The following is a 13912-nucleotide window of genomic DNA, read 5'->3' as shown; positions in this document are numbered from 1 at the left end:
CGACCCTCACGCCCGTTCGAGCACGGCCATTTCCCGCACGACCACGAGCAGCACCGCGAGGCTTGCGCCTCCCGATGCGCGCAGGTCCGCGAGCAGGTGCTCGTAGCGCGCGAGCGCGGCTTCGCGGCGCGCGCGCCACGCGCCGACGATCGTCTCCGGCGTGGTCGAATCCGGCGATTCCGCGAGTGCGCTCGTCGCCAGCGTGCGCTTGAGGCGCGCGACTTCCGCGAGCGCGGCCGCGCGCGCCAGCATGTCCCAGTGCGTCGGTGTCGGCAGCGTCGCCGCGCGCTCGCCGATCCAGCTGTAATTGAGCAGGGTGCCGAGCGAGAAGTAGACGCCCGCGACGAGCTCGAGGCTGCGGTTGCTGCTCGCGGCCACTTCGGCGATGTCGAGCAGCGCGGCCGAGATGTCGCCGCTCGCGACGCGCACCGCAAGCGCGCTGTCGACGCCGGCTTCGACCAGCACGCGCTGCCGTTCGGACAGCGCCTCGAGATCGTCGGCCGGCAGTAGCGACGGCAGTTGTGGCGCAAGCCGCTCCGCCGCGTCGCGGCAGCGCGCGATCAGCTCTGTGACGCCACCATCGGCCACCGCACCGGATTGCAGATGCCGCAGGAACCACAGCGCCGCGCGCTCCAGCAGCCGCGCGACGTCGACGAACATGCGCGCCTGCACGTCGTCGGCGACGCGGTTGTCGAGCGCGTCGATGTCGCGCCACACCGCATCGAGGTCGAACACGTCGCGCGCCATGATGCACGCCCGCACGATGTCGCCGGGTTTCGCGTCGGTTTCCTCCATCAGCCGGTGCACGAACGCGCAGCCGACGCGGTTCACGAGCGCGTTGGTCAGGTGCGTCGCGAGGATCTCGCGGCGCAGCGGATGGCGGCGCATCGGTTCGCTGAAGCGCTGCTGCAGCGGCTTCGGGAAGTAGTCGACGAGCATCGCGGCCACCAGCGGATCCTCGGGCACGTCGGATTCGAGCAGCGCGTCGTACAGCCACATCTTGCTGTACGCGAGCAGCACCGCGCGCTCCGGCGACGTGAGGCCGAGCTTCGCGGCCTGCCGTTCGGCGACTTCGTCGTCGGTCGGCAGGAATTCGATCACGCGGTTCAGGCGGCCCGCGCGTTCGAGCCAGCGCATCAGGCGCGCTTCGGCATCGAGCAGCTCGACCGCATAGCGGCCGGCGATCGACAGCGCCTGCGTCTGGTAGTAGTTGTCGCGCAGCACGAGCAGCCCGACTTCGTCGGTCATCTCCGCGAGCAGCGCATTGCGCTGCTTCTCGGTCATCTCGCCGTCGGACACGACGAGCCCGAGCAGGATCTTGATGTTGACTTCGTGATCCGAACAATCGACGCCGGCCGAGTTGTCGATCGCGTCGGTGTTGATGCGGCCGCCGCGCTGCGCGAACTCGATCCGGCCGAACTGCGTGCAGCCGAGGTTGCCGCCTTCGCCGACCACCTTGCAACGCAGGTCCGCGCCGTTCACGCGCACCGCGTCGTTCGCGCGGTCGCCGACCTGCAGGTGGGTCTCGCGCGCGGCCTTCACGTAAGTGCCGATGCCGCCGTTGTACAGCAGGTCGACCGGCGCCTGCAGGATCGCGCGGATCAGCTCGGCCGGCGGCAGCGCATGCGCGTCGATGCCGAGCGCGGCCTGCACGGCCGGCGACAGCGGGATCGTCTTCGCGGTGCGTGGGTAGACGCCGCCGCCCGACGAGATCGACGCCGGATCGTAGTCGGCCCAGCTCGAGCGTTCGAGCGCGAACATGCGCGCACGCTCGGCGAAGCTCGTCGCGGGATCGGGGTTCGGGTCGAGGAACACGTGCCGGTGATCGAACGCGGCGACCAGCCGGATATGCGGCGACAGCAGCATCCCGTTGCCGAACACGTCGCCGGACATGTCGCCGACGCCGACCACCGTGAAATCGGTCGTCTGCGTATCGATGCCCATCTCGCGGAAGTGCCGCTTCACCGATTCCCACGCGCCGCGCGCGGTGATTGCCATCTTCTTGTGGTCGTAGCCGACCGAGCCGCCGGACGCGAACGCGTCGTCGAGCCAGAAGCCGTATTCGTGCGAGATCGCGTTCGCGTAGTCGGAGAAGGTGGCCGTGCCCTTGTCGGCGGCGACGACCAGGTACGGGTCATCCGGATCGTGACGCACGACGTCGGGCGGCGGCACGATCGCGTTGCTCACCAGATTGTCGGTCAGGTCGAGCAGGCCGCGCAGGAAGGTCTGGTAGCACGCGATGCCTTCGCGCATCCACGCTTCGCGATCGCTCGGCGGCGGCGGGTTCTTCACGACGAAGCCGCCTTTCGAGCCGACCGGCACGATCACGACGTTCTTCACCATCTGCGCCTTCATCAGCCCGAGCACTTCGGTGCGGAAATCCTCGCGGCGATCCGACCAGCGCAGGCCGCCGCGCGCGACGCGTCCGCCGCGCAGGTGTACGCCCTCGACACGCGGCGAATACACCCAGATCTCGAACATCGGTTTCGGTTCGGGCAGGCCCGGCACTTTCGCCGGATTGAACTTGAACGACAGGTACGGTTTCGATCCGCCGTTCGCATCGAGCAGGAAGTAGTTCGTGCGCTCGGTCGCGTTGATCACGCCGAGGAACTGGCGCAGGATGCGGTCTTCGTCGAGGTTCGGCACCTGGTCGAGCGCGCCTTCGATCGCTTTCAACAGCCGCTCGGCCTGCACGTCGCGCGTGTCGCCGGTGGCCGGGTCGAAACGCAGCAGGAACAGCTCGACGAGCTGCCGCGCAATCGCCGGGTTGCCGGTCAGCGCGCGCTCGATATACGCGTCGCTGAAGGTCGAGCCGACTTGCCGCAGATACTTCGCATACGCGCGCAGGATCGTCACTTCGCGTGCGCTCAGATGGGCGCGCAGCACGAGGCGGTTGAAGTCGTCGTTCTCGATCCGGCCGCTCCAGATCTGGTCGAACGCGTCCTCGAACAGGCCCTTCACGCGCTCGATGTCGAATTCCGTATCGTCGGCGAGTTCGAGGCCGAAGTCGTGTACCCACGCATGCGCGGCGTCCTGCGTCTGGATCCGGTACGGCCGCTCCTCGTCGACGCGCACGCCGAGATGCTCGAGCATCGGCAGGCTGCGCGACAGGGCGATCGGGTCGCCCGCGCGATAGACCTTGAAGCGGAACGCACGCGCCTCGGCCTCGATCGGCCGGTACAGGTTCATCGCGAGCTGCCCCGAATCCTTCACGCGCTCGATCAGCTCGATGTCGCGCACGGCCGTGCGCGCCGGATAGTCGTCGCGATAGCCGGCCGGGAACGAGTCGGCATAGCGCTGCAGCAGGCGGTTGCCTTGCTCTTCGCCGAATGCGTCGAGCAGCGCGTCGGCGAGGTCGTCCTGCCAGCGGCGCGTGACCTGCACGAGCCGCGTTTCGAGTTCGCGCGTGTCGACGTCGGGCATCGTGCCCGGTTCCGCGTGCACGACGAAATGAATCCGCGCGATCGCCGATTCCGACAGCAGCGGCGTGAACTCGACGTTCACGCCGTTGTACGCATCGATGAGCAGCTTCGCGATGCGCCGGCGCAGGTCGGTGTTGTACTTGTCGCGCGGCACGAACACGAGGCACGACACGAAGCGGTCGAAGCGGTCGCGGCGCACGAACAGGCGCGTGCGCTGGTGTTCCTGCAGCCGCAGGATGCCGAGCGCGATGTCGTAGAGCTGGTCTTCGTCGGCCTGGAACAGCTCGTCGCGCGGATAGGTTTCGAGCACCGTCACGAGCGACTTGCCGAGGTGCCCCTTCGGCAGGAAGCCCGCACGCCGCACGATGTTCGCGCATTTGCGGCGCACGATCGGGATCTCGGCGCTCGACACCATGTAGGCGGTCGACGTGTAGAGCCCGATGAAGCGGCGCTCGCCCGCGACCTTGCCGTCGGGCCCGACGAGCTTCACGCCGACGTAGTCGAGATAGCCGGGCCGGTGCACGGTCGCGCGCGAGTTCGCCTTGGTCAGGAAGATCGGCCAGGAGCCGGTGATGATGTCGGCGGCGGCCTGCGGCAGTGGCGTGACGTCGGGCGCGCCAGACGTGCGCAGCGATTCGCGCAGGATGCCGAAGCCGGTGCCTTCGATGCCGCGCAGCCCGAAGCCCGTGCCGTGCGATACCAGCGCGTAGTCGCGCTGGCCGAGGAACGTGAAGTGATCGGCGACCATCCATTCGAGGAAGGCGCGCGCCTCGATGTCTTCCGCGGTCGATTCGCGCGCCTTCATTTCCTTGATCGTCGCGCGCGCGATCTCGACGATCTTCGGCCAGTCTTCCACCGACGCGCGCACGTCGCCGAGCACGTGCGCGATGTCGTTGCGCAACGTGTTGAGCAGCGCGGCATCGCCGCAGCGATCGACTTCGAAATGGATGAACGACGCGAGCTGCGACTGGCCGTCGCCGGGCGTCGCGCCGCCCGCGTCGACGCGCTCGATGCCGCCGTCGCGACCGCGCCAGATGCGGAACACCGGATGCAGCGCCGAATGCATCGCGAGCCCGAGGCGGTTGACGGCCATCGTCACCGAATCGACGAGGAATGGCATGTCGTCGTTGACGATCTCGATGACCGTGTGATCGGAATGCCAGCCGTGCTGTTCGAGGATCGGGTTGTACACGCGCAGCCGTTCGCTGCCGGGCACGAATTTCTGGGCGGTCTGCCAGTGCGCCATCGCGGCGCCGTAGAGATCGGCGATGCTGCGGCTCTGCAGATCGTCGGCATCGGCGAAATCGTAGTAATGACGCAGGAAGGGTTCGACGATCCGGAACGTGGCATCGGGCAGGCGCCCGCGCGCGAATTCGACGACGTCCGAGAGCAGGTGTGCGACGACTTCCTCGTTCTTCGCTTCCATGGCGGTCTCCTCGTCGGGTGGCCATCGGCTGCTGCGTCTGTCCGGCATTATGCGCCGAATGCGTGACAAAGCGATGTGCGGGCGCACAACGAGAGGCGGGCCGGAGGAGGCCGCGTGCTGCGCTCGTCGCGGGTGCTGCGGCGTGTGGGTCAGGTCAGTTCTGGCGGCTTCAGGTCGGGATGCCGTTTGTAGAGCGGGTTCATGAAATCAAGCAGCATCGTGTTCAACAGAGACGAAACGAATTCGCGATAGGCAACGAATTCGGCATCCGGGCAGGATGCCTTGACTGCCAGTAGAGAGCGATTGAGATCAGCCCCCATTTGTAAGACCATATCGTTGAGGGCGGTTGCGACTTGCTTGTCTGTAATCATGTGCTCACCTTGTTAACATCCTGCCAACGCGTTGCAACTGTTGACGCAATGACGCAATTCCAGAATTTGAAGTTTCAGGATTGGGGCGTCATGCCTGGATTCATTGCTGGCGGTAACACCGGTGAACGGTGATTGGCTGGCTAGCTTGTCGAATGTGACATCGTGATTTTTGTTTTTCTTGATGTCAACGTGAATATATCGGGATAACTAAGTGATTCGAGGGGCCGAGATGAGGATGAAGGCGAACATGCGGCAGAGAAACGAAGGCTGCGCGCTATCGTGGTCCGGCGGCGCGCAGTCTGAATGCGGAGACGCTCAGCGCTCGTCGCTCCACAGCTTGCCGGCGGTCGCCCAGTTCTCCTTCTTCACGTCGGTCAGGATGATGTCGACCGAGCCCGGCTCACAGCCGAGCGTCTCGCACGTGACGCGCGTGATGGCTTCGACGAATGCGCGCTTCTGGTCGACGGTGCGGCCTTCGAAGAGCTGGATATTGAAAGTCGGCATGACAGAGTGCTCCGATGGTTGAGGTGAATGATGCGTGGGGCGCCGGCGGCGTCAGTCGCGATACGTCGGATCGATCCGGTCGAGCCGGCGCAGCAGCGCCGGCCATTCCAGTTCGCCCTCGATCGCGCCGCCGTCGCGCAGCTGTTCCGCGGTTCGGTCGGCGATGGCCGGGTCGGGCAGCACGAGCGGCCCGCCGCCGGCCTGAGCGCGTACCTGGATGTCGCACGCCTTGATCAGCGTATCCATCAGCACATAGGCTTCGGCCACGGTGCGGCCGACCGTCAGCGTACCGTGGTTGCGCAGCAGCATCGCGGATTTCGCGCCGAGGCTCGCGGTCAGCCGCGCGCCTTCGGCCGGCGAGAACGCGAGCGCCTCGTAGTCGTGGTACGCGAGGTCCCCGTGAAACCGCAGCGCGTGCTGCGACGCGGGCAACAGCCCGTCGCGCTGGATCGACACGGCGATGCCGGCCGTATTGTGCAGATGCATCACGCACACGGCGTCGGCGCGCGCGGCGTGCACGGCCGCATGCAGCGCGAAGCCCGTCACGTTGACCGCGTGCTCGCTGTCGCCGATCCGGTTGCCGGCCAGGTCGATCTTCACGAGATTCGACGCGCGGACTTCGTCGAACGTGAGCCCGAACGGGTTGATCAGGAAGTGGCCGGGCTCGCCGGGCACGGTCGCGGACAGGTGCGTGTAGATCAGGTCGTCCCAGCCGTTCAGCGCGACGAGCCGGTACGCGGCGGCGAGGTCGACGCGCATCCGGCGTTCGGCGTCCGAGATCGGGCGGCCGGGTTTCACGGCATCAGGACGGTGTGCGAATGACGACATCGGGTTCTCCGAAAGTGAAGCGGCGCGCGACGATCACCGTGACCCACGACGCGAGCGCGAACGGGGCCGTGAACGCGGGAATGCCGGCGCGCGTCGCGAGCCACTGAATCAGCGCGGCGAGTGCGGCGGCCGTGAGCGCCGCGCGCGGGCCGCGCGGCATCAGCGCAAGCGCGGCGAGCGCGCCGTTGAAGCCGAGCAGGCCGTCGGCGAACGATGCGTCGCTGGCGCCGAGCGCGACCAGCAACACGGTCGACACCAGCGCGCCGCCGAGCGCGAACGCGGCCCCGCGGCGCGACGCGACGGCGAGGCCGACGACGATCAGCGCGCCTGCCCATGCGCCTTGCGCGAAAGTGGTTTGCGCGACGCCTGACAGAAGGGCGTCGGCGGCGGAAGTCAGCGTCAGCGCCGGGCCGGTCGTCGCGCCGCTAGCATGTTGCAGCGCGACAAACGGTAGCCACAGCGCGGTGACGGCGAGGCACGGGCTCGAATACGGACACTGGCGCCAGCGCGCGAGCGGCACGCGCATCGCACGCTGCACGAGCGCCGCGCCGATCGAAACCAGCGGCACCAATGCGACGGCAACGAGTTGATGGGGCGCGAACAGCACGGCGATTAGCGCGGCGAGTGTGCCATTGAAGCCGTGCAGCCCCTGTTCGACGTCGCGGCGCTCCGCGCCCGTCAGCACGGCCGTCATGCTGGCGGCGGCGGAGCCGACCAGTGCCGCGCTAGCGAGCCGCAGGTCGGTCAGCGCCAGCGCGGCGAGCAGCAGCGCACCCGTGAGCGCATTCGCCTGCAGCACGATCTGCCCGATGCCGCGCAGCAGGATACGCAAGTCGATCGACGGCGAAACGGGGCGGGCGGTAGGCATGATGGCGGCGGAACAGGACGAGCCGCGAGCATAGGACACAATCTCATGCACCGGAATAGGGAATTCTGGATAGTCAGGATTTGTGGTCGATGCCCCGAAACGGTGAATCCGGAGGTCGGTTCGTGCCCGAACGCCGCGTCGTCGGCACGTTCGGCGGGGTTGCCCGTTCGGGACTCGAGTCGTCGCGGTGGCCGGCACTTTCGTCGAGCGATTTGTGCGACGATGCCTCGCATCGGGCATACCGGGAGACGGAGAGATGCGCGAAGTGCGTTGGGCGTCGCTCGAAGGCGACGGGGTCGAACATCTGACGTTCGACCGGAGCGACGGCGGGATCGTCGTCGAAAGCGCGGTGGTCGGCCAGCGGTACGGCCGTGCATACGGGCTCGCGTATCGCGTCGAGTGCGACGCGCACTGGCGCGTGACCAATGCGGTGCTCAAGGTGATGGGCGGCGGCACGCTCGAATTGCGCGGCGACGGCGCCGGCCACTGGCACGACGGTTCAGGCCGCGCACTGCCTGAGCTCGACGGTTGCATCGACATCGACATCGCGGCGACGCCGTTCACGAATTCGCTGCCGATCGGCCGCCTCGGGCTCGCGCGGGGCGAGCGGCGGCCGATCGACGTCGCGTACATCTCGACACCGGACCTGAAGGTCACGCCGGTCAAGCAGGCCTACGCGTGCATCGAGCCGGGCCGGCGCTACCGCTACGAAGGCATCTTCCGGAATTTCACCGCGGAGATGGACATCGACGACGACGGGCTCGTCGTCGATTACGAGACGCTGTTCAGACGCCTGCCGGCGCCGGCGGTGCGCTGAACCCGGGCCGCGGCCGGGGCGAGCGCCAGCCGCTCCTGCGCGGACGCGAAGCGGTCGATTCGCGACGCGATCATGTCCGGGTGGCGCAACACGATCCAGTGCGTGCCGTCGATTTCCTCGCGCACGTGGTCGCCGAGCCAGCGGTCGAGGCCGACCGACATGCCGGGCGTAACGTAGCGGTCCCGCACCGGAACGAGGATCTGCACCGGCGCCTGCGCGTACCGTTCACGCGGCTTGCGCGCCCGCGCGAGAAAGTTGGCACGGTACATCTGCATCCCGTTCAGCGCGTTCTTCAGTTGCACCGGATCGCGCTCGGCGCGCACGCGTTCGGTGAGCTGCAGCCAGCGCGGCCACAGCGCGGCCCCGCCGAGCCGCCATACCAGCGACGGCACGAGCGGCAGATGGAAGAACGCGATGTACCACGACTTCAGGCTCTGCCTGAGTCGCATCTTCGCGCGGAACACGTGATCGAGGCATGGGCCCGAGATCGACGTGTAGGACGCGATGCGGCCGCGGAACGTGGGGTCGGTCACGGCCTCCCAGCACTGGATCGAGCCCCAGTCGTGGCCGACCAGGTGGAACGGCCGGCCGCCGCAGGTCGCGTCGGCCACCGCCTTCAGGTCGCCGGCGAGCCGCTCGAGCGTGTAGTCGGCGCGGCGGCGCGGCGCATCGGATGCGCCGGCGCCGCGCACGTCGTACGCGATCACGCGGTAGCGCTTTGCGAGCCGCGCGCGGATCGGTGCCCACACGGCCGCCGAGTCGGGATAGCCATGCACGAGAATCAGCGGCGGCGCGCGCCGCGATCCGCTTACGTAGACGGCGAGTTTCACGTCGCCGGACTGGACGGTCAGCATCTCGTCGGGGCGCGCCATCGCGTCATGCCTGCTGCGGGGCCGCATGCAGCGGCACGCGGCGCGGGGCGGCCTGCGCCGCATAGCGCGCGTTGGTCGCGTCGATGTTCGCGAGGAGCGTGTCGAGTCCCTGGAGGTACTGGTGGTTGTCGTGGTCCCACGGGTGGAAGCCCGGGCGGAAGTAGTCGAGCCATTCGCGCGCGATGCTCGGGAACACGCCGTGCTTCGGGCTGTACAGGTACTTCACGAGGCGCCACATGCCGCCGAACTTGCCGTGCTCGCGACGGTGCGCCCGCATCAGGCGCACGTGGAAGTCGAACACGATGGTCCAGAAGAACACGGTCGTCGTCAGCATCGTGCCCGTGCGCAACAGGTAGCTGCCGAGGCCCGGCTTCATCACGGTGGTCCATACGTCGTACGACACCGCCTTGTGCTCGGTTTCCTCCATCGCGTGCCACATCCACATCTGCTGGTAGCCTTCGACCGAACCGTCGATGCGGTGCTCGTGGCCCGACAGCAACTGGTTCGCGAGGATAGCCGTGTAGTGCTCGAGCGCGATCGTGATCGCGAGCTGCATCGAATGCGGCAGCACCTTCTTGAACCAGCCGAGGATCGTCCACAGGCGCTTGTCGAGCTTGTGTGCGGGCAGGCCGGACGCCTGCAGCAGGTCGTTGTATTCGATGTGCTCGCGCGTATGCATCGCTTCCTGCCCGATGAAGCCGAGCACCTGCTTCTTCAGCTCGGGATCCTCGATCTGGTCGCGATAGTTGCGCACCGAATCCATGAAGAAGCGTTCGCCGGCCGGGAACAGCAGCGACAGCGCGTTCATGAAGTGCGTGACCGGTACGCCCTGCACGTGCCAGTCGCGCGCGCGCTCGGGGGGCAGCGCGAAACGGATGTCGCGCCGCACGGGCATCATGTTCGGGGTCGTCATGACTGTTCACCTCCCTGGTTGCCTGCATTGTTGTAGGTGGCGTGCAGCGGCGCGGGCGCCGGTGTGCCGCGTGCGGCCTGGCGGCAGGCCTTCGCGGCCTCGCGGCGCGTCGCGAGCACGACGAGCGCCTGGTACGCACACGGCAGGACGCGCGCCATCCAGTCCCCGGCCTTTGCATCGCGGCCGATCAGCACCCGGCGCTTGTTCCGGCGAACGCCGGCGAGTATCGTGCGCGCGGCGTCGTCGGCGGTCGTGATGAAGAACTTCTCGAAGGTGTCCCGGCCTTGTTGCTCGCTCGCGACCATGAAGCCGACCATGTTCTTCGAGACGCGGCTGGCCTGCGCGATGTTCGTGCGGATGCCGCCCGGATGCACGCAGGTCGCCGACACGCCGCACTTCATCATGTCGAGTTCCTGGCGCAGCGATTCGGTGAAGCCGCGCACCGCGAATTTGGTCGCGTTGTAGCCGCTCATGCCCGGTTGCGCGAAGATCCCGAAAAGGCTCGACGTGTTGATCACGTGGCCGTCGCCCGATGCCTTCAGGTGCGGCAGGAACGCCTTCGTGCCGTGCACGACGCCCCAGAAGTTGATGTTCACGATCCACTCGAGATCGCTGTATTCCATGCCTTCGATCGTGCTCGACAGCGCGACGCCCGCGTTGTTGAAGATCAGGTTGACCTTGCCGTGTTCCTTCGCGGTGTCGTCGGCCCACGCGAACATTGCTTCGCGGTCGCCGACGTCCAGCACGCGCGTCGACACGCGCACGTTCGGCGCGATCGCGCGGACGATCCGTTCGGTTTCGGCGAGGCCGACGCCGTTCTTGTCGGCGAGCGATACGTGGCAGCCGGCCTGCGCGAGCTGGATCGCGAGCGAGCGGCCCATGCCCGAGCCTGCACCCGTGATCGCGGCGACCTTGTTGGCGAAATCTCTCATGTCGGTTGCTCCTTGTCTGGCTCAGGCCGCTTCGGCGGACGGGGAAGTCGAAGCGGAAGCGGCGGGCGCGGCGGCGGGCCGCGCGGCCGTGTCGTGTTGCGGCGCGCGGTACGCGTGGTAGTCGGCGATCGAGAAGTGCGCGGTCGCCTGGCGGAAGCGCCACGTGAAGCCCGGCCACAGCGTCGTGTTCTTGCCGGTGCGCGGGTCGAGGTACCAGCTCTTGCAGCCGCCCGTCGACCAGATCGCCTTCTTGAGCTTGCCCTGCAGGTCGCTGTTGAACTGCGCCTCGACGAGCGGGCGTACCTCGATCGCATCCGCTCGCTCGCGGTGCATCGCCTGCAGCGCGCCGAGGATGTATTCGATCTGCGACTCGATCATGAACACCATCGAGTTGTGGCCGAGGCCGGTGTTCGGGCCGACGATCATGAAGAAGTTCGGATAGCCGGGCAGCGTCGTGCCGAGATACGCGTGTGCGCCGTCGCGCCATGCATCGACGATGTCGAGGCCGCCGCGGCCGACGATCGCGCCGCGCGGAAATGGATCGGCGACCTGGAAGCCGGTGCCGTAGATCAGGCAGTCGACTTCATGGCGCTTGCCGTCGGTCGTCACGACCGCGTCGGCTTCGATGTGGTCGATGCCGGTCGTGATCACGTCGACGTTCTTGCGCGACAGCGCCGGGTAGTAGTCGTTCGAGATCAGCACGCGCTTGCAGCCGAGCGTGTAGTTCGGCGTGACGGTCTTGCGCAGCTCCGGATCGGGAATCTGCTTGCGGATGTGGCGCAGCGCGAGCTTCTGCACGTTCTTCATCAGCGACGGATGGATCGCGAAGCCGAGCACGCGCGATTCGAGCATCCAGTAGATGCCGCTGCGCACGACTTTCTGCGTGAACGGCAGCGTGCGGAACAGCCATTTCTCGAAACCGGTCAGGTTGCGGTCGGGCTTCGGCATGATCCACGGCGGCGTGCGCTGGAACAGCGCGAGCGCCTTCACGCGCGGCGCGATCTGCGGCACGAACTGAATCGCGCTCGCGCCGGTGCCGATCACCGCGACGCGCTTGCCTTCGAGCGCATAGTCGTGATCCCACTGCTGCGAGTGGAACGCGCGGCCCTTGAAGTGCTCGACGCCGGGAATCGACGGCAGCGCGGCGCGCGACAGCCCGCCCATTCCCGACACCAGCACGCGCGCGGACAGCCGCTTGCCGTTCGCGAACGTGAGGCGCCAGCGTTGCGCGGCCTCGTCGTATTCGGCGCGCTGCAGTTCGTGGTTCAGGCGCAGGTGCGGGCCGACGCCGAAGCGCTGCACGCAGTCTTCCAGATAGGCGCGGATCTCCGGCTGCGGCGCGAACATGCGCGTCCAGCGCGGGTTCGGTGCGAACGAGAACGAATAGACGTGCGATTGCACGTCGCATGCACACCCGGGGTAATGATTGTCGCGCCACGTGCCGCCGACCGACGCGGCCTTCTCGAGGACGACGAAATCGGTCACACCTGTTTGACGCAGGCGGATCGCCATCCCGAGGCCGGCGAAGCCGGTGCCGATGATGGCGATGTCGATGGTTTCGTCCAGGCCGTCGTGGCCGGGCGGACCGAAAGGCAACGTGCGAGCATTCATCCGGGTGTCTCCGATTTGGCTCATTTTCGAATGTTACATTGTTTGATGTAACGATAGTGGGTGAACCCGGAAACCGCAAGAGGCTAGAAGCGGCGCTCTAAGGGCCGGAAGCCAGACGGGAAAAGGCTGAGCGGGGTTTGGAACGCGCCCGTTTCCGCATTGCGGGATACGCGGAAAGGGCCGTCGACAGGAAGAGAGAAGACGCTGGCGAAACCGCCGGTGCGCGGCGGTCTGTTTGAAACGGTATCAGGGACGGATCGATCGACCGGCCGTCTCATGGAAAACCCCGGCCACGATCGTGACCTGCGCGAGCGCGTAGAGGCCCCAGATCAGGTAATCGATGCCCGGAAAGCCGCCGAGGAAGCGGCCGACGCCGATCAGCGTATCGGAGCCGACGAAGATCAGGCTGCCGATGGCCACCAGCGGGCCACGCGTGCGGGCGGCGAGCGCGAAGCTCGCCATCGCGCACAGCATGAGCATGTAGACGGCGACCGGCGCCATCAACTCGCCGAGGTGCGGGAAGAACGCCACGTAGAACGCCGGCGCGGCGATCCACAGCCCGACGAGCGCGACGATGCGCCAGCCGTGCGGCCGTGCGCGCCAGCGCATGAAGATCGCGCAGTAGCACAGGTGCGTGAGCAGGAACGCGCCGAGGCCGAGGACGAACGACAGCGGCCAGTCGGGCAGCGCGAGCAGTACGTCGCCGAGCACGGCCGTCACGAGCGCCGCACACAGCCACGTGCGTTCGCGCGATGCGGCGCAGGTGCTGCCCGCCGCGAGCAGCAGGATGCCCATCGCGGCTTTCGCGGCGGCCTGGCCGGGATAGGGCGCGGCGGCGAGCGACAGTCCATACAGCAGCGCGGCGACGACGGCGAGCGGCCAGAGCCGGCGGTAGGTGGCGGGAAGCGTGGCGATCAAGGCGGGTGTCTCCGGGTTGTTGTTGTCTGCGGTGGACGGCGCGCGGTCGAGGGCGCGGCTGCCGGCCATTATCCGGAAGAAAGGGCGTGCGAAAACCGGCGAATCCTTCTAGGAAGCGACCGGGATCGCCATGCACCAAGGATGGCCCGCCGGCGCAGCAATCCGGCGATGCCGGGCTCCGATGCCTGGGCGCGGCCGCCGGATTTCTCCGCGCGTTGCCCCGGTTGAACCGGGGCAACGACTTCAATTCGGCTTGCTATGATCGCCGCGGTATTGCCGTTGTCGATGTGGTTGTTGGTGTCGTTGTCGTTGTTCCGCCCGGCCGCGCGACTGGATGCGCAGCCGATGCGGGCCCGATGAATCCCAGCCGTGCCCGGCCCGTGCGCTCATGCGAAGCGGGGCGGGCGGGCCTCCCCACGAAAACAGGTCC

11 protein-coding genes are annotated in these 13912 nt (G+C 67.4%); 1 reads left to right on the top strand and 10 read right to left on the bottom strand.

Features of this window, described 5'->3' with window-relative positions; translation table 11 throughout:
- Window positions 1–6: 6 nt before the first annotated feature.
- The 5 genes from CFB50_RS27840 to CFB50_RS27820 all read right to left on the bottom strand — a co-directional run bounded on the left by CFB50_RS27840 (window position 7) and on the right by CFB50_RS27820 (window position 7419).
- A complete protein-coding gene (locus CFB50_RS27840; RefSeq protein WP_089447935.1) occupies window positions 7–4848 on the bottom strand; it encodes an NAD-glutamate dehydrogenase in 4842 nt (1613 codons plus the stop codon).
- 149 nt (window positions 4849–4997) lie between these two features.
- A complete protein-coding gene (locus CFB50_RS27835; protein WP_089447934.1) occupies window positions 4998–5219 on the bottom strand; it encodes a hypothetical protein in 222 nt (73 codons plus the stop codon).
- Window positions 5220–5534: 315 nt separating this feature from the next.
- Complete coding sequence (locus CFB50_RS27830) at window positions 5535–5723, bottom strand: 4-oxalocrotonate tautomerase (RefSeq protein ID WP_039344138.1); 189 nt, start codon at window positions 5721–5723, stop codon at window positions 5535–5537.
- Window positions 5724–5774: 51 nt separating this feature from the next.
- Window positions 5775–6551, bottom strand: coding sequence for a class II aldolase/adducin family protein (locus CFB50_RS27825; RefSeq protein WP_089447933.1), 777 nt, complete (start codon window positions 6549–6551; stop codon window positions 5775–5777).
- Window positions 6526–7419, bottom strand: a complete 894-nt coding sequence (locus CFB50_RS27820; RefSeq protein WP_089447932.1) for an urea transporter — start codon at window positions 7417–7419, stop codon at window positions 6526–6528. The genes CFB50_RS27825 and CFB50_RS27820 overlap by 26 nt, the downstream gene beginning before the upstream one ends.
- A 256-nt stretch (window positions 7420–7675) precedes the next feature.
- On the opposite strand from CFB50_RS27820, the gene CFB50_RS27815 reads away from it, so the two are divergent.
- Window positions 7676–8236 carry a putative glycolipid-binding domain-containing protein gene (locus CFB50_RS27815; RefSeq protein ID WP_089447931.1) on the top strand — a complete coding sequence of 187 codons (561 nt, stop codon included), beginning with the start codon at window positions 7676–7678 and terminating at the stop codon, window positions 8234–8236.
- Here the strand turns inward: CFB50_RS27815 and CFB50_RS27810 are convergent.
- The 5 genes from CFB50_RS27810 to CFB50_RS27790 form a co-directional block, all read right to left on the bottom strand.
- The gene (locus CFB50_RS27810; RefSeq protein ID WP_089447930.1) at window positions 8191–9108 is read right to left on the bottom strand and encodes an alpha/beta fold hydrolase; all 918 of its coding nucleotides are present in this window, start codon (window positions 9106–9108) and stop codon (window positions 8191–8193) included. The two genes, CFB50_RS27815 and CFB50_RS27810, sit on opposite strands and share 46 nt — an antisense overlap.
- Before the next feature lie 4 nt (window positions 9109–9112).
- Window positions 9113–10021 carry a metal-dependent hydrolase gene (locus CFB50_RS27805; protein ID WP_089447929.1) on the bottom strand — a complete coding sequence of 303 codons (909 nt, stop codon included), beginning with the start codon at window positions 10019–10021 and terminating at the stop codon, window positions 9113–9115.
- Window positions 10018–10953, bottom strand: coding sequence for an SDR family NAD(P)-dependent oxidoreductase (locus tag CFB50_RS27800; RefSeq protein ID WP_089447928.1), 936 nt, complete (start codon window positions 10951–10953; stop codon window positions 10018–10020). The genes CFB50_RS27805 and CFB50_RS27800 overlap by 4 nt, the downstream gene beginning before the upstream one ends.
- A 21-nt stretch (window positions 10954–10974) precedes the next feature.
- Complete coding sequence (locus tag CFB50_RS27795; protein ID WP_089447927.1) at window positions 10975–12564, bottom strand: flavin-containing monooxygenase; 1590 nt, start codon at window positions 12562–12564, stop codon at window positions 10975–10977.
- Window positions 12565–12810: 246 nt separating this feature from the next.
- Window positions 12811–13482, bottom strand: coding sequence for a lysoplasmalogenase (locus tag CFB50_RS27790; RefSeq protein WP_089448442.1), 672 nt, complete (start codon window positions 13480–13482; stop codon window positions 12811–12813).
- Window positions 13483–13912 lie beyond the last annotated feature (430 nt).

The sequence above is a fragment of the Burkholderia sp. AU33423 genome (genome assembly GCF_002223135.1).
Classification (GTDB): domain Bacteria; phylum Pseudomonadota; class Gammaproteobacteria; order Burkholderiales; family Burkholderiaceae; genus Burkholderia; species Burkholderia lata_D.
This window is presented reverse-complemented; position numbering and strand designations above follow the sequence as displayed.

What these genes read in the sequence shown, in the direction of transcription:
- CFB50_RS27805 (WP_089447929.1), bottom strand. Translation starts at nt 10,021, where the DNA reads ATGACGACCCCGAACATGATGCCCGTGCGGCGCGACATCCGTTTCGCG.
- CFB50_RS27840 (WP_089447935.1), bottom strand. Translation starts at nt 4,848, where the DNA reads ATGGAAGCGAAGAACGAGGAAGTCGTCGCACACCTGCTCTCGGACGTC.
- CFB50_RS27825 (WP_089447933.1), bottom strand. Translation starts at nt 6,551, where the DNA reads ATGTCGTCATTCGCACACCGTCCTGATGCCGTGAAACCCGGCCGCCCG.
- CFB50_RS27830 (WP_039344138.1), bottom strand. Translation starts at nt 5,723, where the DNA reads ATGCCGACTTTCAATATCCAGCTCTTCGAAGGCCGCACCGTCGACCAG.
- CFB50_RS27835 (WP_089447934.1), bottom strand. Translation starts at nt 5,219, where the DNA reads ATGATTACAGACAAGCAAGTCGCAACCGCCCTCAACGATATGGTCTTA.
- CFB50_RS27820 (WP_089447932.1), bottom strand. Translation starts at nt 7,419, where the DNA reads ATGCCTACCGCCCGCCCCGTTTCGCCGTCGATCGACTTGCGTATCCTG.
- CFB50_RS27800 (WP_089447928.1), bottom strand. Translation starts at nt 10,953, where the DNA reads ATGAGAGATTTCGCCAACAAGGTCGCCGCGATCACGGGTGCAGGCTCG.
- CFB50_RS27810 (WP_089447930.1), bottom strand. Translation starts at nt 9,108, where the DNA reads ATGGCGCGCCCCGACGAGATGCTGACCGTCCAGTCCGGCGACGTGAAA.
- CFB50_RS27815 (WP_089447931.1), top strand. Translation starts at nt 7,676, where the DNA reads ATGCGCGAAGTGCGTTGGGCGTCGCTCGAAGGCGACGGGGTCGAACAT.
- CFB50_RS27795 (WP_089447927.1), bottom strand. Translation starts at nt 12,564, where the DNA reads ATGAATGCTCGCACGTTGCCTTTCGGTCCGCCCGGCCACGACGGCCTG.